Genomic DNA, 19,816 nt, shown 5'->3' with positions numbered 1-19,816 from the left:
TGTCGAGAAGCCTGTCTATCGTAACGTCTGCGTCGATTCTGATGGGTTGTCAGTCATCAACGCCGCCATTGCCGACGGCGATTAAACCGCCCGCCGACTTGGTGCAGCCATGCCCAAAACTGCCAAAACTTGACGGCGGTACAGGCGCGGATGTACTGCCCTGGTCGTTGCAAGTTATCGGCTTGTATAATGACTGCAAGGCTCGGCACAAGGCGTTGTCTGACACTATTAAATAAAGCAAAAGCCGTCTGAATCTTCAGACGGCATTTTCTGTTTACCTTACCGCAGCCTTGCTGTAAATGCCTTCAAGACATACGGCTATGCGGTCGGAGGTGTCTTTGTCCGCATATCCCCGCAACACTTCGAGGGCTGCGACGGCTCTTTTCAGGCGTGAACGGGTTTCGTGCCAAACCGTCCACATCGTAACCGCCTGTTTGCATCCGAGCTGCCTCAGCGGTGCGGAAACGTCTTTGCCCAATTCAATCATCCATGTGCCGTAATAAACCATAGCGGCAATGTCGGCTAAAGAGTTGCCGTCGATGGGTAGTTTCGGCTCGGCTTTGGGCAGTGCGTCCAACACTTCGCCTGTCAAGCCTGTGTGCAGGGTTAGCGCGTGGGCATAGGCGACGGCTTCGGGCAGCTTCTCGGTGGGGATATCTTCGATAGCTTCGACGTTGAAGCGTTGGTGAATCATACTGTACGCGGAGGAGTAGTCTATGCCTTTGCGTCCGACAAGCGCGGCAACGGCTTGGCGTAATCCGGTACGGTCGTCGGCGGTGGTTTTTTGTCCGATTTGGTAGCCGCCTGTTTTGCGGATGGTGGGCAGGACTTCAGATGTTACCCATTTGCGGAATTTCCAAGCGGTTGAGCCTTGTTCCATTGCTTTACGGCTGCGAAGAATCAAAATATATAAACCGCTTTCGTTGATGATGTTCACGTTACCGCCGCCTCCGTGAATTTCAGACCGCCCTATGTTAAACATAGACCGCTCGTCATCATCTAATTTTTCAAGTGCTTGCGTTGGGTTCTGGATTTCTAAAGCCTTACATACATCGGCGGCAACAAACCAAGTCAAGCCGCCTTTTTCAAAGGCACGAACGGGAGAAGTAGTATTGAAATTAAATGATTGAATTACGTTCATAATGAAGTGTCCTAGTGAGTTTTCTTAATGCCCGTTAGGGCGGACGCGTGGTTAAGAACCCTCACTAGATGGGCGGACTTATTCCCCTTACGGGTATTGTATTCGTCGCCCACGCGTCCATAAGAAACTTCGGTTGTGCCATCGAAACAAACAACACGAAAGGAAACTTACAGATATGAAAAAATCACATTGACGGAGTGATTGCCGCTAGTGTGTGGTTCTTACGCCACGAACAGGAATATAAAACAAAACCCCCTGCACATGCAAGGGGTTTTTTACTATTTCTGTTCAATCGAAACTTCCACTTTATTGCCTGTGATAACGCAATATGCCCGATAATCAATCTGCATTCCAAGCCCGTTTTTAGCCGTAAATCCACGGGTAACCAAGATATTGCCATTCGGATTTACTCCGGTTGCCGTGTCTAGAAGGTGTGGGTCAAACGTTCCGGGATGATTCAATTGAGCTTTAATTGCCGCATCACACTGACTGATGGCGTCTGAATTATCAATCTCTTTATCCTGTTCAGCGGTTGATTTTCGGCCGGAATTAAGGTCGTCAGTAGATACAAAAAAGCGTTTGCCATTCTTGCAATCTACAAAGAAAACCATTTGTTTTGCTTTCGGGTTGCTGCGCGCATCTGAAATATCAACACTTTCTACTGCGTCGCATGAATTCTCCCGGGCAACATGTTCGGCTATCTGTGGCAAATAACCATTCATTTCTTTGACGGCCTTCTCGCCCCACTGTTTGTATAACTTCGGATAAGCTTTCTTGTCGTACTTAAATTCCCGTACACCTGAAGTAATTTTCCCATCAATTTTCTGCTTTTCGGCTGCCGCCTCTGCCTTGTCCGCGGCCGCCCTCTCTTCCGGCGTTAATTCCTTTTTCGGCACAGCGCACATAGCAACAAATAGCAAGATAAAAATACCGCCCACAATCAGCTTGATTTTCTTTGCTTTTTTTGCCTTATCCGTAGAATTAGCTTTCCTTTGGTTGTATTGCTGCCGCCGTTCTTCTGGGTTTTGAGATTCATTATAAAGGGCGACCTTCACTGCTTGCAGGAATGCGTCGTTCTTCTCTACCAGCATTCGGCGGCCATCAAAAAACACAACCTCTATCACACCGCCGTCCTGCACCTCATAACCTGCAATATCAAGCAGTGCAACCTTCTCGCCGCGAAGAAGAACAATACAATCTTTTTTTAAGACGGCTTTCCCTTTATGAAAATCGCCAGCCAGTATGTTGATATATGCCATTTCCCATCTTTCATTAAGACGTGTTAATTTCCGCAATCATACCGTAACCGTAAAGAAAATCAAACCTTCTCAAATCAAAGTGAATCTATAAAGTCCGCCCAGTCTTGCAGCATTTGGCGGCGTTGATTGATGAATTTGGCGTGAAAATATGCCGCGTCCGTCTGATTGTCTTTGGCATGGGCAAGTTGTGCCTTGATGTACTCATGCTCATAGCCCATCTCTGACAGATTGGTTGCCAGCGTCGCGCGAAAATCATGCCCTGAGATTGTCAGTCCCATATACTCCAATGCCCTATTAATGGTCGTGGCTGACAACATATCATCGGGTCTTTTACTGTTTGGAAACAGTAACCGCCCGTTACCCGTCATTGTGTGTAACTCTTTGAGTAACTCGACGACCTGCGACGACAGCGGCACGACGTGCATTCTTGATTTTTTCATCTTGTTTGCAGGTATGCGCCAAATCGCGGCGGAAAGGTCAATATCAGCCCATTCAGCCCGCCTTGCCTCAATCGTGCGGACGGCTGTGTATAGCAATAACTGCGCGGCTTTTTTGACGACAAACGAGCCATTATAGTTTGCAAGGCTTGTTTTAAAATCCCTGATTTGTTCGGCGGTCATGGCTTTGGCGTGGGTTATTTCGGGTCGCTTGAGATACCCGGCAAAAGCCAAAGTCGGGTCATTTGTCGCCCGCATTGTTCGGATCGCATAAAGAAAAACTGCGCTCATGTGTTGGCGGGTGTATATGCCTGACACGATAACGCCTTTGTCTTTGCAAACGTCTAGACACTCCATAATCTGACGCGGCGTTACTTTGGTTATCGGCGTGTCCCCGATGATTGGATAGGCATACCGCTCAAGCATACTTCGCGCGGCCTTGATACTGCCTTTGCTGATTGTCTTTGTCGCAAAGTATTCTTCGGCGATTGCCTGAAACGTGTTCTTGTTTTGGCGCGTGTTTTGGCGTTTCTTATCCGCCCTGTCTTTGGCCGGGTTAATACCCTGCTGGACAAGTAACCGCGCTTCCTTGCGCTTATCACGCGCTTCTGCAAGCGAGATTTCAGGATATGCGCCGATTGAAAACACTGATTCCTTGCCGTCAATCTTGAAGCGATAACGCCACAGTTTTGATCCGTTCGGATTTATTACGATATAAAGGCCGTTGGAATCGGTTAATTTATAAGGCTTCTCGGCTGGTTTCGCCTTGCGGATTTGGGTATCGTTAAGCATAAAAAAGCGGGTATGTGTGAGGGGATACCCACAATCATACCCACTTTTTTCAAGGATTGCCACGTACTAAAACGAACGAGAACGGACAAGAAGAAGCGTTAAATTCAGATTTTTCAAAACGATAAGAATCAGGACGGACTACCGCGAACGAGAATAACAGTTTTCAATGAATAAAAGCATTTGCAAACCTTTAATGACATTTTGGCAGATAGGATTTGGACTGCCAAAAGTGTAAAAATCGTTTATGTTTGCATAATATCACAATCTTTACCTAAAGGCCGTCTGAAACGGCGGATAAGACAAAACAGCTAAAAAATGCTATGCTTTACGCTTTGAACCTAATCTGTTTGAAGTGATGAAAAAGTATCTTATCCCGACTGCCGCCGTCGTTGTCGCCGCTGCGCTCGGCACGCCTTATTATCTTGGTGTTAAAGCGGAAGAAAGCCTGACCGAGCAACAAAAGCTGTTGCAGGAATCCGGTTTCCTGACCGTTGAGTCCCACCAATACGATCGCGGCTGGTTCAGTTCAACCGAGACGACCGTCATCCGCCTCAAACCGACCCTGCTTCAAAATACGCAAAAATACCTGCCGGACAATTTGAAAACCGTCCTGCAAGAGCCGATTACGGTCATCAATCATGTGACACACGGCCCGTTTGCCGGCGGCTTCGGTACGCGCGCCCATGTGGAAACCGAGTTCCAATACCATCCGGAAACCAAAAAAGTTTTGGACCGCTTCTTCGGTCAGCAAACGCCGTTGACCATGACCAATACGGTTTACCTTTCCGGCGACGGCAAACTCAGCCTCAATATCCCCGCCTTCGACTATGAAGAGCTTTCCGGTATCAAGCTCAACTGGAAAGGCTTTAGCGGCAATACCGATTACAGCCAAGGCTTTAAAAGCTATCGCCACGATTACCTTGCGCCGTCTTTACAAGTCAAATTGGCCGACAAAGGCGATGTGTCTTTGGAAAACCTGCGCTTCCAGTCCGAAACGGAAGACGGCCTGACCAAGCTTTCTTTGGGCAAGAGCAGCATTACGCTGGATAAATTCCTGCTGCAATGGAAAGAAAACATCGATTACAACGTTAAGTTGAACGAACTGGTCAACCTTGTGACCAACCTGCAAATCGGTGCATTCATCAATCCGACCGGCACGATTGCTCCGTCTAAAATCGAAGTCAGCAAACTGCGTTTCGATACGCAGACCGGCGAAGTCGATAAATTCATCAACAGCGAAGGCCGCTTCCAATTTGAAAGCCTGACCTATGGCGAAGACAAATACGGCCCTCTAGACATCAATGTTGCTGCCGAGCATTTGGATGCCGCATCACTTCTGGCATTGAAAAACAAAATTGCCGAAGTGTCCGTGAAGAAAATGAGCGAAGAAGAAATTCAGGCTTCCTTGATTCAGACGGCCAAAAACGAGGCTTCAGGCCTGTTTACCAATAATCCGGTTTTAAACGTTAAAACCTTCAAATTCACCATGCCTCATGGCGATGTCGATGTCAGCGGCAAACTTGCGTTTAAAGGTTTGACGGCCAAAGACCTCAACAATTTGGGCGATATGCTGAAGAAAACCGAAGCCGACTTTAATATGAGCGTACCGCAAAAATTGTTGGAGCAGCTCGCCGTCAACCAAGCAAGCAGCCTGTTTAGCGTCAATGCCGAAGATGAAGCCGCAGGCCGCGCCAGCATCGACGATATTAATGAAACCTTGCGCCTGATGGTGGACAGTACCATCAAAAGCATGGCAAGCGAGAAATATCTGACCTTAGAAGACGATAATGTCAAAACCCATCTGACTCTGCAAAACAGCGAGTTGAAATTAAACGGAAAAGTCCTTCAAAGCGATCCGGAACCCGAGTTTGACGAAGCAGACTTTCCCAATAACTAATCCTCAATCACACAAACAGCGGTTTTAACTTCTCAGAAGTTAAAACCGCAAATCAACCCACAATCAAAAAGGAAACCCATGTTCCGTACCATGCTCGGCGGCAAAATCCACCGTGCCACCGTTACCGAAGCCGACCTCAACTACGTCGGCAGCATTACCGTTGACCAAGACCTGCTGGATGCGGCAGGTATTTGCGTTAACGAAAAAGTCGCCATCGTCAACAATAACAACGGCGAACGTCTTGAAACCTACACCATCCCCGGCGAACGCGGCAGCGGCGTCGTTTGCCTCAATGGCGCGGCCGCGCGTTTGGTTCAAAAAGGCGACATCGTGATTATCATGTCTTACGTCATGTTGTCCGAACCTGAAATTGCAGCGCATGAACCGAAAGTCGTCCTCGTCGATGAGAACAATAAAATCCGCAACGTGATTTCTTATGAGCCGCCGCACACCGTGTTGTAATATTCAAACAAAGGCCGTCTGAAATGTTTCAGACGGCCTGTTTCCCAAATTCAACTTATCTGAAAGGCTTTGCCGTGAATATCCAAATCAACAATATCACCGTCAGCAACGATGCGCCCTTTACCCTTTTCGGCGGCATCAATGTCCTTGAAGACCTCGACTCTACACTGAAAGCCTGTGAGCAATACGTTAAAGTAACCGATAAACTCGGCATCCCTTACGTTTTCAAAGCCTCTTTCGACAAGGCAAACCGCTCTTCTATTCACTCTTTCCGCGGTGTGGGTTTGGACGAAGGCATGAAGATTTTTCAAGCGGTGAAACGCGAGTTTAACGTTCCCGTGATTACCGACGTTCACGAGCCTTATCAATGCCAGCCGGTTGCCGAAGTCTGCGATGTCATTCAGCTGCCTGCCTTCTTGGCGCGCCAAACCGATTTGGTGGTGGCAATGGCAAAAACCGGTAATGTCATCAACATCAAAAAGCCGCAATTTCTCAGCCCGTCTCAAATGAAAAACATTGTCGAGAAATTCCAAGAAGCAGGCAACGAGCAAATCATTTTGTGCGAACGCGGTGCAAACTTCGGCTACGACAACTTGGTAGTGGATATGCTCGGCTTTGGTGTGATGAAAAAAACGTGTAACAACCTGCCCGTTATTTTTGACGTCACCCATTCCCTGCAAACGCGCGAATCTGGTGCCGCCGCATCAGGCGGACGTCGCGCCCAAGTATTGGACTTGGCACTTGCTGGTATGGCAACCCGATTGGCCGGTTTGTTCCTTGAATCTCATGCCAATCCCGACCAAGCCAAATGCGATGGACCAAGCGCATTGCCGCTTGCGCAATTAGAAGACTTCCTGACCCGTGTTAAAGCAATCGATGAAACCGTGAAATCGTTTGCGCCTATGGATATTCGTTAAGGGCAAATAAGTTAAAAGGCCGTCTGAAAGCATTTTCAGACGGCCTTTTTATTGGTGTTACTGTCCGCGTAAAAACAACGCATCCAATTCTTTTAAAGTCAGTTTGACCCATGTCGGACGGCCGTGGTTACACTGGTTGCTGCGCGGCGTGTTTTCCATATCGCGCAGGAGCGCATTCATCTCAGGCAGGGTAAGCTGGCGGCCGGCGCGGACTGAGCCGTGGCAGGACATGGTGGCGAGGATGTGGTTTTCGTGTTCTTCGATGGTTTGGCTGCTGCCGACTTGAGCGAGTTCGCCCAATACATCTTTGGCCAGCGAAACGACGTCGGCTTTACCGAGCATGGCAGGAACTGCGCGGACGGCAAGGGTATTGCCGCCCATGTCGGACAATTCCAAGCCAAAGCCTGTCAGCATTTCGGCATGATCGGCAAGGGCGGCGCATTCTTCGTGGGACGCGGCAAAGGTTACGGGAATAAGAAGTCGCTGGCTTTGCAGGTTACCGTTTTCCTGACGTTGGCGTTTCATTTTCTCGTAGTTAACGCGTTCGGCGGCGGCGTGCATGTCGATGAGCAACAGGCTGTCTTCGGCTTGGGCAAGGATGTAGATGCCAAGTAATTGGGCAATGGCAAAGCCGAGCGGCGGCAGTTCGGATTGAGAGGGAAGGCCGTCTGAAAGCGGCGTATCTGTTTTGGGAGTAGGCGTTTCAGACGGCATATTGCCGAAACGTGCCTGCTCGAATTGGCTCAACTCAAGGTCAATGTCGTCGGTTTTTTTGTAGAGCTCGGCATAAGTATTCATGGCTGCGCGGCTTTCGCGCAGAGACAGGCTGCGTTGTTGCGGTGCACGCGCGGCTTGGTAAGGCATAGGCGCGGTTTTGCCTGATGAACCAAAGGCATTGCGTGTATCGGGTTTGTTGCCTGTCGGGTAGTTGGATGCGCTATCAAACAGATTTTCACCGTCGTTTTCAGACGGCATTGGTGTAGTAGTAACGCCAGTAATGTCATGCAACACTTCGCCTGCGTTGCTGACGCTTTCGGTCAGGTCGGCGCGTGTGTCGGCAAGGGCTTTGTTGAGCGTGTGGAACACGAGTTGGTGCACCTGCTGGCTGTCGCGGAAGCGGATTTCGGTTTTGGTCGGGTGGACGTTGACATCCACGGCTTCGGGCGGCAGGTCGAGGAAGAGGACGAAAGCAGGCGTCAGCGCGTTGTGCAATACGTCTCGGTATGCCTGCTTGACGGCATGAAGCATGACTTTGTCGCGCACGAAGCGATGGTTGACGAAGCAGTATTGTTTGTCGGTTTTACCTTTGGCAAAGGTCGGCTTGGCAATCGCGCCATAGAGCCGCAATGCGCCATTGCCGCTGTCAATTTCCAATGAGGCCGTCTGAAAATCATCGCCGACAATGGCGGCAATACGTTCATGCAGTCTTTGTGCAGGAAGTTTGAACACTTGTTTGCCGTCGCGTTTGAGTGAGAAGGCAATGTGCGGATGCGCCAGCGCAAGACGTTCGAGCATGGTGGCGCAGTGGGCGTATTCGGTGTTTTCGGATTTGAGGAACTTGCGCCGCGCAGGGGTATTGAAGAAGAGTTCGGCAGCTTCGATGGTGGTGCCGACGGGGTGGGCGGCGGCGGTGGGGCTGCTGAGTTTGCCGTCTTCTGCTTTGACTTGGGTCGCGTGTGAACTGTCTTCTTGACGGCTGGTCAGGGTCAGGCGGCTGACTGAGGCGATACTGGCCAAACCTTCGCCACGAAAGCCCATACTGGCAACGTGTTCCAAATCGTTTAAGGTTTTGATTTTGCTGGTGGCGTGGCGGTGGAGCGCAAGCTCGATGTCGTCTGAGTGGATGCCGCTGCCGTTGTCGCTGACGCGAATCAGGCGGATACCGCCGCCGGCCAGCTCGACATCAATCGCTGTCGCGCCTGCGTCGATACTGTTTTCAACGATTTCTTTCAGAGCGTTGGCAGGGCGTTCAACCACTTCGCCGGCGGCGATTTGGTTGACAAGATGGTCGGGCAGTGCGGCAATTCGGGACATGGGTTTCTTTCAAAAAAGCAACGGCGGAAGGGAAAATTACAGGTATTTGCGCATCAATTCGCATTCGACGCGGACGGTTTTGTTCAGCTGCAACACGGCAGTACCGAGCGATTCATAACGATTGAGGCGATAGAAAGGCACGGAATTGAGCGAGGCATACAGTTTGAGAAAGCTGAGGCCTGCATTTCGTGCCATTTCTTCGGCGCGGCTGAGCAGGGCCGTACCCAAGCCGAGATTGTGGAAGAGCGGATGGACGTATAAGGCGTCCAGTTGCGCTTCTTTGAAATCGACTTGGAAAAAGCCTTGAATCAGCCCTTTGTATTCGACTACCCACAAGGCTTTGTTTTTATCGGAGATGGTTTCCAAATAGCTGTTGATGTCGAGCAGACTTTCCCATGTGTGCATAATAGTTTCATCATAACAGCGAATGCAGGCGTATTGAACGGCATGCAGATGGGCATTGTGTATGGCTTGGCAGTCTTTTTCGGTTGCCGGACGGAGGATGGTCAGAAGGCTCATGGCGGATGGTCGGAAAAATTGATTTCAGACGGCCTTTTGCAATCAAAGGCCGTCTGAAAAAAGTGGGTAAGGTTACAGGCTTTGATGTAAGGTTTGTGCGGTTTGGAATGCGTTGTCCGCATCGTTGGCCAAGACGGTAAAGTGGCCCATTTTTCGGCCTTTCCGCGCGGCTTTTTTGCCGTAAAGGTGCAGGTGCGCGTTTGGATGGCTTTGCAACGGCAGCCAATTCGGTTCGCCGCCGTCTTCCTGCCAAACGTCGCCCAAAATATTCGCCATGCAGCATGAAGAAAGCAGCTTGTTGTCGGCGGGCGGCAGATTGCACATGATGCGTACCTGCTGCTGGAACTGGTCTGCGGCGCAGGCATCTATCGTATGGTGGCCGGAATTGTGCGGGCGCGGGGCGATTTCGTTGACGACCAATTCGTGCGTGTCGCCGACGACGAACATTTCCACCGCCAACACGCCGACATAATCCAATTCGTCCGCCAAGCGTTGCGCCATCTGCCGCGCCTGTTGCTGCACGTCGGCACTCAGCCGCGCAGGAACGATGGAATAAGCAAGGATGCCGTTTTCGTGGATGTTTTCGGCGGGGTCGAAGGTTTGCACGTTTTCATCGTTCAGACGACATACGATAACGGAAATTTCGCCGCGCAAATCCACCATTTTTTCTAAAACACAATCCACGCCCCCGTGTTCGGCGAACGCGGCTTTGAGTTCGTCCAACGTTTTGACGCGGATTTGACCTTTGCCGTCGTAGCCCAACGTAGCCGTTTTCAAGATGCCGGGCAAAAATTGCGCGCTTGCTTCGCTGATGTCGTCTGAACGGCAAACCACTTGATACGGCGCGGTTTGCAGCCCCGCTTTGCGTATCCACGCTTTTTCCTGAATACGGTTTTGCGCGATGGCAACGCAGTCGCCGCTGGGGGAAACGTTGGTATGTTTCGCCAAAAAGCGCATCGCGTCGGCATTGACGTTTTCAAATTCAGTGGTAACCGCCGCGCATTTTGCCAACTCATCCAAAGCGGCTTGGTCGTCAAACGGCGCGCACAAATGGCGGTCGGCAAATTCCGCAGCCGGCGCATTCGGATCGGGGTCGAGAACGGTTACTTTGTAGCCCATGGTTTTGGCGGCAACGGTAAACATTCTGCCTAATTGGCCGCCACCGAGGATGCCGAGCATGGAAGGGGGGAGGATGGGGGATTTGTTCATAGCGTTTTAATTTGTCTGTGTTCTAATGTTTATTTCAGGTCGTCTGAAACTGGTAATCCGTCATTCCCGCGCAGGCGGGAATCCGGAGGGTAAATATCCTGCAATGTTTAAAGATTCCTGAAACCTAAGAGAGTCTGGATTCCCGCCTGCGCGGGAATGACGAAATTCAAGGGGTACCAAGGTTAAATTACATGTTTTATGGAGATGATGGTTATTTAATAATTTCAAACCATAAATCCTCCCAACCTGGATTTTTCTCTTCAATAAGGCGCAGCTTCCATTGCCGATTCCATTTTTTCAATTGCTTTTCCCTGGTAATGGCGTATTCCATCGTGGAATGCAGTTCGTACCAAACCAACAGGGTTACATGATGCTGATTTGTAAATCCTTGCGTCAAATGTTCTCTATGTTGGTAAACACGTTGGGTGAGATTGGATGTTACACCGATATACAGCGTTCCGTTTCGTTGGCTGGCGAGTATATAAACGGCAGGTTGCATCATGTTTCCGCAAAAAACTTTAATCCGTCATTCCCGCGCAGGCGGGAATCCAGGCCTCAATCTTTCAGAAATATTTAGAGATTCCCGTAATTTCAAATTTCTGGATTCCCGCCTGCGCGGGAATGACGCGGTAAAGGTAGCTATTCTAATCAAACGATTGCTGCTTATTGTTTGGATTTTCAGACGGCCTGTTGATTCCTTAAAGACCGTCTGAACACTCCAAGTCTACCTATCCAACCCTTCCTGCACCATCTGTGCCGCCCGAACCACTGCTCGGGCTTTGTTTTGCGTTTCCTGCCATTCGGAGGTCGGGTTGGAGTCGGCGACGATGCCTGCGCCGCTTTGGACGTATAGCGTGTTGTTCTTCACTACGGCGGTACGGATGGCGATGGCCAAATCCATATCGTTGTTGAAACCCCATACGCCGACGGCGCCGCCGTAGATGCCGCGTTTGCTCGGTTCGACTTCTTCGATGATTTCCATGGCGCGGACTTTGGGTGCGCCGGAGAGTGTGCCGGCGGGGAATGTTGCGGCGAGGATGTCCATGTTGGTGATACCCTCTTTCAGACGGCCTTCGACGTTGGAAACGATGTGCATCACATGGGAGTATTTTTCAATCACCATTTTGTCGGTTACTTTGACTTCGCCCGTTTTGCTGATGCGGCCGACGTCGTTGCGCCCTAAATCGATGAGCATGACGTGTTCGGCGATTTCTTTGGCGTCGCTTAATAAGTCCTGCTCGTTGGCAAGGTCTTCGGCGGGGGTTTTGCCGCGCAGGCGCGTACCGGCGATGGGGCGGACGATGACGTCGTCGCGTTCGCGGCGGACAAGGATTTCGGGCGAGGAGCCGACGATGTGGAAATCGCCGAAATCGTAGTAGAAGAGATAAGGCGAAGGGTTGAGCGTGCGCAGGGCGCGGTAGAGGGCGAGCGGGCTGTCGGTGAATTCCATGCTCATGCGTTGGCTGGGGACGACCTGCATACAGTCGCCTGCAAAGATGTAGTCTTTGATTTTATTGACGCAGGCTTTGAAAGGTTCTTCTCTAAATTCGCTGACTGCTTGGGTTTGCTTGCTGCCAAGGGAAAGCGGGATGGCGCAACTTTGGCGTAACTGGGTACGGATGTCTTCAAGACGTTCGCGTGCGTGTTCATAGCCGTTGACTTGAGACGGATCGGCATAAACAATCAGGTAGATTTTGCCGCTTAGGTTATCCACTACGGCAAGTTCTTGCGAGAGCATCAGGAGGATGTCGGGCGTACCGAGGGGATCGGCTTTGGCCGTATGTTTCAGGCGGTGGGCAAAATGTTCGAAGTTGTAGATGGTTTCATAACCGAAATAGCCGACCAGGCCGCCGGTAAAGCGCGGCAGGCTTGGGATTTCGGGCGTTTTGAAGCGGTTGTGGAAGGCTTCGATAAAGGGCAGGGGATTGCCGTCGTGTTGTTCGACGGTTTCGCCGTTTTGATATACATCGACATGTTTGCCGCTGGTTTTGAGATAGTGGCTGCAAGGCAGACCGATAAAGGAATAGCGGCCGAAGCGTTCGCCACCGACAACGGATTCGAGCAGGTAGGTGAAAGGCTTGTTGGCAAGTTTGAGGTAGATTGAGAGCGGTGTGTCCAAGTCGGCAAGCAGCTCTTGAACGAGTGGAATGCGGTTGTAACCTTGTGCGGCTTGGGCTTGGTATTCTTGTTTGCTGATCATCTTGATAAGTCTTTCAGACGGCCTGTTTTAGGGTGTTAAATCGTGTGAAGAGTATAGCATTTTATTGGGATTGTTGACAGTCTGAGCGTTATGTCAGATATGGAAAACGCCGTCTGAAAAAGACGGCGCGAGGTATCAGGCAATAGTGTTGGAGATTTTGTTTTTCCGGTTTTGTTTCCACTTGAAGATATAAGCGGCAACAACGGGAATCAGGGCGATAATGGATTTGAATGTCCAGCCTGAATACCATGTGCCTTCGGGAACATCGCTTGCAAGCCAAGTGAAGTACGGCCACCAGCAGGCAACCAGGCTGCCGAGGAACAGCGGCCAAATATGACGGCTTAAGTTACGTTGCCATAAAAGGAAACAGATTGCCGCCCAAACGAAAGTCAATACGGTAATCAGGAGAATGGTGTAGGCATCTGAAATCAGGATGGCGGCAAAGTAGTAGCTGAGTCCGACCCATAATAGGGCAAGTATCAAGACGATGATTTCTTCCGGGCGTTTAAACATGATTTCTCTCTTTTGTAAGACTGGCAATGCGTTAATACTATACCCTAAACAAGAAGCGATGATAAGAGTCTTTCAGACGGCCTTGTAGTCAGGTTTGCTATAATGAGTGCAATCAATTTTTTGGAAAGGATAAACCATGACGGCAAACTTTCAAGAAACGCTGAAGGCTTTGGGCAAACAGGCGAAAAAGGAAGCTGCGGAGCGAGAAGTCGAAGCGAAGGCTAAAAAGCAGGTAGAGGATGTAGATTTCAGCAAGGCGGTTGGTAAGGTTACACCGTTGAAAAATGCGGGTAACTATTATGAACAGCCCCGTGATAAATCACCTATCAAGCCACGACCTAAAGAAATGGCGACTTTGGAGCAGGAAGATTATTTTTATGTGGGCAGCGGCGGCTGGGAAGAGCCGCCGGCTTCGTTCAGTAAAAACGGGCAGGGTAAAAATGATTTGATGCGTTTGCGAAATGGTCATTATCCTGTTGTGGCTGATGTGGATTTGCATGGCTATACGCAGGAAGAAGCGCAGCAGGTATTGAACGAGTTTATTGAGTTTACGAAAAAACGCGGTGTTTGCGGCGAGATTGTCCACGGCAGCGGCTTGGGTTCCGCAGGCTATAAACCGGTTTTAAAAAATATGACGCGCCGCTGGTTGATGCAGCATCCTGATGTGTTGGCTTATGTCGAGCCCCGACAAGGCAATGATGGCGCAGTCAGGATCTTGTTGAAACGCCAACGCCGAGACGATGATTGGAAACAGTAAAATAAAAAAAGCAGTGTCGATAAAATGACACTGCTTTTTTATGTTTGTCAGATTAAGAAGATTTCTTTTTGGAAACCGATTCGCAACCTTTGCCATTGGTCATTGTAGTTTTGGAATCTTTGGCAGAGTCAATATCAGTGCATTTGTAAGCATTGCCCAAACTATCCATCCAAACGGAAAGGGTATAGCCTGTTTTGATGGGAATGGCTTTCAAACGATAGGCTCGGCTTGTACTGGTATCAATCATTTCGGCAGAGTATTTATATTTGTCTGCCAAATCTTTATGGCCTTTGTATGAGGAAATAAAGTCATCCAACTGAGTTTTAATCTCATCAGTTTTCCACTTTGGATTTTTAACCATCTGGTTTTTAAAAGCAGAATTGATGGCGACTAACTCGGCATGCGCTTGTGATTGGTAGCCGCGTTCAATGTAGCGGTTATAAGACGGAATGGCAATGACGCTCAGGATGGCTAAGATGGCGACAGCAATCATCATCTCAACCAGCGTAAAGCCTAGTTGTTTGGTAGAGGTGGTATTCATTATATTATTCGCTGGCAACGTAAGACTGAAGAACGACTTGGGTATTGGCATTCTTACCCCATGCTTTGGCGGTAACGCGGTAAGTAATTCGACCCTCTGTCGTTTTACCTAAATATTCGATGATGTAGCGTGGATTATTTACGATGCCACTTTTTTTGTCTAAAGGATATTCCGTACCATTGGCGTCAATACACAGGCTTTTGTCGCATTTGCGCTTCCAAGCATCTACGGTTGGGTTGCCTTCTTCAGTAAAATCGCCATTGGATTTGACGTTTGGTGTGGAGCATAAACCTTTTTCACATTTTGCGGTAAAAGTAGTCTTTTTATCTTCAATATCAAAAATTTGATTTTCACCTTCACGCAGTGCCGCTTCGGCTAGGGTAGTTGCCAGTTTACGGTCGGCATCATTGGTGCTGATACGCTGTTCGGTATTGTAGGACTGGGTGGCTGTAACCACGAGCAGGGCGATAACGACCATCATCATTAAGACGATAAACAAAGCATAGCCCTGCTGCCGTTCGGGTTTGATTAGAGTGATCGGTCGGCGCATACGTTTCCTCCGCGGATGGTGGCATTAATTTTATAGATATCGACTTTATTGTCTTGTTCTTTTGATGGGTCAATACTGCCGTTATTCAGTACGATTTGGATAGAAGCCGGAGACTTGGCCTTAGCTGAGATATCCAATGCGGTTTTGTAATCAAATGATTCTGTATTCAATCCGCTGGCAGATGCATTTTCAGAATCAGGACATTCTGCATAGATATAGTGGATATCCATAGCAGTGATGCCTTTAATTAACAGCTGCGGATTACTCCATGAGCCATCATTTGATAATTGGAAACGGAACAAACCGCTCTCTTCGCCAAGTTTACCGACAGCGTAGGCAATCATTTCATGTTTCATAATGGCGATACTGCCGTCTTGATCAGAGTTGGTAATTTTTAAAGCTGATTTTGCCGCAGCCAAATCTTTAATTTCTATGTGAGGTTTGGCAATACCGGAGCAGCTGCTGGCAATGGCAGTTTTTGCAGCAGAGTCCGCTTTGTCGATACCGTATTGGAACAGCAGGGCTTTGCCAGTTTGAACAAAGCCTGTATAGCTTAATTTATTGATTTCTTTAACCGGTAACAGCTTATTCACACCGGCTGTTTTCAATGTATATTCATCCGAGCTTTTGTCTTCTATCACTGCAGAGGCAGGAAAATTCGCCATATTGAAGCAGCCGAAATTACCTGCCATACGCGCATCGCGGACGATCATATTAGCGGCGTTGCGCAAATCTTGTTGGATACCGATACGGGCGTTGGCAGACTTGTTTAATCCGCGTGCAGTAAAGTAGGTGGAGCTGACAGCCATTAAGACGATCATGCTGAGCAGGCTGGCAACCAGAAATTCAAGGATACTAAAACCACGAATGGCGGTTTTATTGGGAATATGGTTGAGTAAGCGTTTATTGTTCATTGTTAGTCTCTTACGCGTGATTGGTAGGTATAGACAACGTGATGCCCCGATGTATTGAGATTTTTTGCGCTATTTTCTTCTTCGACATCTTGCAACCATAAAACTTTCACGATGGTCGTGTCGCCTTTGCCATCGCATTTCGCGTTAAACCCATTTTCGTAAGTCGGCTCTGCACCGGAAGAATCTTTGCAGATGGTCGAGAAGACTTGGGCTTCGGGAAGGGCTTTGGCTAAATCAGCTTTAAACTGTGCAATTTGAGCCTGTGCAAGTTGGGCTTTGCTCATTTTGGCTTCAAATTTTGCAGTTTGTTTAGAGTCGGATTTTAGGTAGGCATCATAGGATTTTTTATAACGGGAGGTTTTTTCCCCTGCAGTATCGGTTTCTTCAGAGAGCGTCGGATTAATGAGCATGCCTTCAATTAGATTTTGTGTAATTTGGGCGACTGTGGTTTGATTTTCAGACTCGCGCACGCTGGATACGGTACGCAATTGAACAGCCAGAAGGGCAAGCACACCGATGGCAAGGACAAACATGGCAATCAAAACTTCAATCAGGGTCATACCTGATTGAAGTTTTGGAGTAAAGCTTGTTGAGCTTGTTTTCAGACGGCCTTTAAATGATCTGAGATGAGTAGGATTAGTAATGTTCATAAGATACCGTTGTTATTATTTGGAAGTGTATTCGCATATTTTGCGCTCATCGTTTTTAGCACAGATTTCGACATGCCCATTGCCATTGATTAAAAGTACGGTAGCACGGGCTTTCTTGGTTTCAGCATCGGCAGCAGATTTATCCGTTAGGCTGATTTTGATGTGGCCGTCTGAAAATTGATAATTTTTGCCATCAGTTGAATGACCAAATGTACCATTGGGAAGAAATCTCCACCAGACTTCTTTTGAAGCTGAGGCCGAGAGGGCAGAACGGTCATTGCTGATAGGGATATAGTTGAAGCTGTATTCCACTTTGTCGGTATCTCCATTAAGGATAATGGAGCGGATGGATAAATCAACTGTGTCGTTTTGATAGCGTAAGTCTTCGTTTTTATCGGCGTAGGACAACATACCATTACCGGCATATTTGGAATCGCAACCATTATTGGGTGAGCCATCGGATTTGATTTTGACCGGGCAGATGTAAACGGGAAGATTGAGACGGACGGCCTCATTACGCGCGAAGCGCAGCAGATTTGCAATTTGCTCTGCTTGCGATGCCGCACGTCTGGAGGCAATCCATTGATTCATATTGGGAAGTGCGATGACGGCCATTACTGCTGCAATAGTAATGACGATCAGCAACTCAATTAGGGTGAAGCCTTTTTGTGTCTGATACATGAGTGATATTTTAGTAGTAATGTGTTGGGTAACTGACGTTTTCTCTTTTGCACTTGCCTGTGGCAATGCTTTTGCTTTTATTAGATTTATTCTAAACGATTTTGTAATGCGTGACTAATGAAATATGAAATTCGGTTAGTTTTTCGGACAATCTGTCTCAATCTTCCATCAACATGGATTCTGGAACATAGGCAGCATTATCAAATTTGGTAAATTGACCCATCCAAGTGAGGAATACTTTCCCAACGGGACCGTTACGGTGTTTGCCGATAATACATTCCGCCAAGCCTTTTGCGGGTGAATCTGAGTTGTAGTATTCGTCGCGATACATGAACATAATCAAGTCGGCATCTTGTTCGATTGCGCCGGACTCACGCAAGTCGGACATCATCGGGCGTTTGTCGGTACGCTGCTCAACTGTACGGCTCAACTGCGACAGGGCAATGACGGGAACTTGCAATTCTTTAGCCAATGCTTTGAGGGAGCGCGAAATTTCGCCAAGCTCGGAAGCACGGTTGTCAGAGCGACTAGAACCTGACATCAATTGCAGGTAGTCGATAACGATCAACCCCAATTTGCCGTTGAACTGGCGTGCAAGACGACGGGCGCGGGCGCGGAGTTCGAGCGCAGTCAAACCCGGCGTTTCATCGATATACATGGGTGCATCGGAGAGTTTAACGACCGCTTCGTTCAGACGGCCCCAGTGTTCGTCTTGTAATCTGCCGGTTTTTAAAACGCTTTGATCCAAACGTCCGACTGAACCCAGCATACGCATGACCAACTGCGCACCGCCCATCTCCATAGAGAATACGGCGACAGGCAATTTGTTTTCTACGGCAACGTGTTCCGCAATATTGATCGAAAAGGCGGTTTTACCCATGGACGGACGACCTGCGACGATGATCAAATCGCCTGGTTGAAGACCTGATGTTTTTTTGTCGAGGTCGATAAAACCTGTCGATATGCCGGTTACTTCATCAGGATTGTCGCGCGAATAAAGCATATCGATGCGCTCGACCACTTCTTTCAGAAGGTCGGGCATCTCAAGGAAGCCTTGTTTGGATTTGGCGGTGCTTTCGGCGATTTGGAATACTTTGTTTTCTGCCTCGTCCAAAAGCTGGCCTGCATCGCGCCCTTGCGGATTGTATGCGCTGCGTGCAATTTCCGTGCCGACTTCGGCAAGCTGGCGCATGATGGAACGTTCGCGCACGATTTCGGCGTAGCGGCGGATATTGGCAGCAGATGGCGTATTTTGCGCCAGCGTAATCAGATAGTTGAATCCGCCTGCCGCTTCCAATTCTTCATTGCGTTCCAAACTTTCTTGGACGGTAATGACGTCGGCAGGACGGCTTTCATTAATCAGGTTGGCAATCGTACGAAAAATCAGGCGGTGTTCGTGGCGATAGAAATCCTCGCTGGAAACGACATCGGCAATACGGTCCCAAGCAGAATTTTCCAGCATCAGGCCGCCCAATACGGATTGCTCCGCTTCTGTGGAATGTGGCGGCAGTGACAATGCGCTGATTTCACGGTCTTCAGACGGCATATCGGAATAATTGCTCATGACGGGCATCTCTGGCTGGGAAATTGCAATCCACTATTATAGCGCAGTGTAAGTTCAATTGGTTTGTTTAGGCTAAAGCAGGTAAAATAGTAATGTTGTCGATTTGACAACACACACTACCAAAATATAAATATCAAGAATTAGGAGCATAAAAATGGAACACAAGCTGCCACAATTGCCTTATGAACTGGATGCGTTGTCCCCTCATCTGACCAAAGAAACTTTGGAGTTCCACTACGGCAAACACCATCAAACCTACATCACCAATTTGAACAATCAAATTAAAGGCACTGAGTTTGAAGAAATGCCTTTGGAAGAAATCGTGAAAAAATCTTCCGGCGGTATGTTCAACAACGCTGCCCAAACTTGGAACCACACTTTCTACTGGCTGGGCTTTACCCCTAAAGGCCAAGGCAAACCTGCCGGCGAATTGGCTGCAGCCATCGACGCCAAATGGGGCAGCTTCGAGAAATTCCAAGAAGCGTTCAATGCCTGCGCGGCCGGTACTTTCGGCTCAGGTTGGGCATGGTTGGTGAAAACGCCTGCCGGTGAATTGGATCTGGTTTCTACTTCTAATGCAGGTACTCCGCTGACTACTGAAAACACTCCGCTGTTGACTTGCGACGTATGGGAACACGCCTACTACATCGACTACCGCAACAGCCGTCCTAACTACCTGAAAGGTTTCTGGGAAATCGTTAACTGGGATGAAGTTGCCAAACGTTTCGCCGCATAAAACGATATGGATGAAAAGGCCGTCTGAAAAATTTTCAGACGGC

At 48.7% G+C, this 19,816-nt stretch carries 21 protein-coding genes; 6 read left to right on the top strand and 15 right to left on the bottom strand.

Going from position 1 to position 19,816, the window contains the following annotated elements; translation table 11 throughout:
- A partial coding sequence (locus HMPREF3052_RS11905) for an Rz1-like lysis system protein LysC (protein ID WP_141756605.1) occupies window positions 1-236 on the top strand: 236 nt, incomplete at its 5' end.
- A 38-nt stretch (window positions 237-274) separates the two neighbouring features.
- Here HMPREF3052_RS11905 and HMPREF3052_RS04805 read toward each other — a convergent pair.
- From HMPREF3052_RS04805 to HMPREF3052_RS04795, 3 genes are all read right to left on the bottom strand, one after another.
- Window positions 275-1,141 (bottom strand): BRO-N domain-containing protein, encoded by an 867-nt coding sequence (locus HMPREF3052_RS04805; RefSeq protein WP_070748856.1) that lies wholly within the window; start codon window positions 1,139-1,141, stop codon window positions 275-277.
- Between the two features lie 278 nt (window positions 1,142-1,419).
- On the bottom strand, window positions 1,420-2,400 hold the full coding sequence (locus HMPREF3052_RS04800; RefSeq protein WP_070748854.1) for a hypothetical protein: 981 nt from the start codon (window positions 2,398-2,400) through the stop codon (window positions 1,420-1,422).
- A 74-nt stretch (window positions 2,401-2,474) separates the two neighbouring features.
- On the bottom strand, window positions 2,475-3,629 hold the full coding sequence (locus tag HMPREF3052_RS04795; RefSeq protein ID WP_070748852.1) for a tyrosine-type recombinase/integrase: 1,155 nt from the start codon (window positions 3,627-3,629) through the stop codon (window positions 2,475-2,477).
- A gap of 355 nt (window positions 3,630-3,984) precedes the next feature.
- On the opposite strand from HMPREF3052_RS04795, the gene HMPREF3052_RS04790 reads away from it, so the two are divergent.
- The 3 genes from HMPREF3052_RS04790 to kdsA all read left to right on the top strand — a co-directional run bounded on the left by HMPREF3052_RS04790 (window position 3,985) and on the right by kdsA (window position 6,905).
- On the top strand, window positions 3,985-5,526 hold the full coding sequence (locus tag HMPREF3052_RS04790; protein WP_070748850.1) for a YdgA family protein: 1,542 nt from the start codon (window positions 3,985-3,987) through the stop codon (window positions 5,524-5,526).
- Window positions 5,527-5,604: 78 nt separating this feature from the next.
- The gene (panD, locus tag HMPREF3052_RS04785) at window positions 5,605-5,988 is read left to right on the top strand and encodes an aspartate 1-decarboxylase (RefSeq protein ID WP_070748848.1); all 384 of its coding nucleotides are present in this window, start codon (window positions 5,605-5,607) and stop codon (window positions 5,986-5,988) included.
- A 74-nt stretch (window positions 5,989-6,062) separates the two neighbouring features.
- Window positions 6,063-6,905 (top strand): 3-deoxy-8-phosphooctulonate synthase, encoded by an 843-nt coding sequence (kdsA, locus tag HMPREF3052_RS04780; protein ID WP_036472435.1) that lies wholly within the window; start codon window positions 6,063-6,065, stop codon window positions 6,903-6,905.
- A gap of 57 nt (window positions 6,906-6,962) precedes the next feature.
- On the opposite strand, the gene mutL is transcribed toward kdsA, so the two are convergent.
- The 6 genes from mutL to HMPREF3052_RS04745 form a co-directional block, all read right to left on the bottom strand.
- Window positions 6,963-8,939, bottom strand: a complete 1,977-nt coding sequence (gene mutL, locus HMPREF3052_RS04775) for a DNA mismatch repair endonuclease MutL (protein ID WP_070748846.1) — start codon at window positions 8,937-8,939, stop codon at window positions 6,963-6,965.
- 36 nt (window positions 8,940-8,975) lie between these two features.
- Window positions 8,976-9,458, bottom strand: a complete 483-nt coding sequence (locus tag HMPREF3052_RS04770) for a GNAT family N-acetyltransferase (RefSeq protein ID WP_003683615.1) — start codon at window positions 9,456-9,458, stop codon at window positions 8,976-8,978.
- A 72-nt stretch (window positions 9,459-9,530) separates the two neighbouring features.
- The gene (locus HMPREF3052_RS04765; protein WP_070748844.1) at window positions 9,531-10,667 is read right to left on the bottom strand and encodes a 5-(carboxyamino)imidazole ribonucleotide synthase; all 1,137 of its coding nucleotides are present in this window, start codon (window positions 10,665-10,667) and stop codon (window positions 9,531-9,533) included.
- Window positions 10,668-10,878: 211 nt separating this feature from the next.
- Window positions 10,879-11,166: a GIY-YIG nuclease family protein gene (locus tag HMPREF3052_RS04760; RefSeq protein ID WP_141756607.1), complete on the bottom strand. Its 288-nt coding sequence runs from the start codon at window positions 11,164-11,166 to the stop codon at window positions 10,879-10,881.
- 225 nt (window positions 11,167-11,391) lie between these two features.
- Window positions 11,392-12,867, bottom strand: a complete 1,476-nt coding sequence (gene trpE, locus HMPREF3052_RS04750) for an anthranilate synthase component I (protein WP_070748838.1) — start codon at window positions 12,865-12,867, stop codon at window positions 11,392-11,394.
- Between the two features lie 135 nt (window positions 12,868-13,002).
- Window positions 13,003-13,380, bottom strand: a complete 378-nt coding sequence (locus HMPREF3052_RS04745; protein WP_070748837.1) for a hypothetical protein — start codon at window positions 13,378-13,380, stop codon at window positions 13,003-13,005.
- A 136-nt stretch (window positions 13,381-13,516) separates the two neighbouring features.
- Here HMPREF3052_RS04745 and HMPREF3052_RS04740 point away from each other — a divergent pair, with 136 nt between their 5' ends.
- Window positions 13,517-14,137 (top strand): Smr/MutS family protein, encoded by a 621-nt coding sequence (locus tag HMPREF3052_RS04740; RefSeq protein WP_049329654.1) that lies wholly within the window; start codon window positions 13,517-13,519, stop codon window positions 14,135-14,137.
- 52 nt (window positions 14,138-14,189) lie between these two features.
- On the opposite strand, the gene HMPREF3052_RS04735 is transcribed toward HMPREF3052_RS04740, so the two are convergent.
- From HMPREF3052_RS04735 to dnaB, 6 genes are all read right to left on the bottom strand, one after another.
- Window positions 14,190-14,678, bottom strand: a complete 489-nt coding sequence (locus HMPREF3052_RS04735; protein ID WP_049329653.1) for a PilX family type IV pilin — start codon at window positions 14,676-14,678, stop codon at window positions 14,190-14,192.
- Between the two features lie 4 nt (window positions 14,679-14,682).
- Window positions 14,683-15,228: a pilus assembly PilX family protein gene (locus HMPREF3052_RS04730; protein ID WP_049329652.1), complete on the bottom strand. Its 546-nt coding sequence runs from the start codon at window positions 15,226-15,228 to the stop codon at window positions 14,683-14,685.
- Window positions 15,207-16,142 (bottom strand): PilW family protein, encoded by a 936-nt coding sequence (locus HMPREF3052_RS04725; RefSeq protein ID WP_070748835.1) that lies wholly within the window; start codon window positions 16,140-16,142, stop codon window positions 15,207-15,209. Before HMPREF3052_RS04725 ends, HMPREF3052_RS04730 begins: the two co-directional genes overlap by 22 nt.
- A 2-nt stretch (window positions 16,143-16,144) precedes the next feature.
- Window positions 16,145-16,792, bottom strand: coding sequence for a type IV pilus modification protein PilV (pilV, locus tag HMPREF3052_RS04720; RefSeq protein ID WP_180947862.1), 648 nt, complete (start codon window positions 16,790-16,792; stop codon window positions 16,145-16,147).
- Between the two features lie 15 nt (window positions 16,793-16,807).
- On the bottom strand, window positions 16,808-17,473 hold the full coding sequence (locus HMPREF3052_RS04715; RefSeq protein WP_070748833.1) for a pilus assembly FimT family protein: 666 nt from the start codon (window positions 17,471-17,473) through the stop codon (window positions 16,808-16,810).
- Window positions 17,474-17,630: 157 nt separating this feature from the next.
- Complete coding sequence (dnaB, locus tag HMPREF3052_RS04710) at window positions 17,631-19,037, bottom strand: replicative DNA helicase (protein WP_070748831.1); 1,407 nt, start codon at window positions 19,035-19,037, stop codon at window positions 17,631-17,633.
- Window positions 19,038-19,191: 154 nt separating this feature from the next.
- Between dnaB and HMPREF3052_RS04705 the strand changes: the two genes are divergently transcribed.
- On the top strand, window positions 19,192-19,773 hold the full coding sequence (locus HMPREF3052_RS04705) for a superoxide dismutase (protein ID WP_003683473.1): 582 nt from the start codon (window positions 19,192-19,194) through the stop codon (window positions 19,771-19,773).
- Window positions 19,774-19,816: the final 43 nt, after the last annotated feature.

The sequence above is a fragment of the Neisseria sp. HMSC056A03 genome (assembly GCF_001815685.1).
GTDB classification, from domain to species: Bacteria; Pseudomonadota; Gammaproteobacteria; order Burkholderiales; family Neisseriaceae; genus Neisseria; species Neisseria subflava.
Note: the sequence above shows the minus strand (reverse complement) of the source record. Positions and strands in the feature narration are given on the sequence as shown.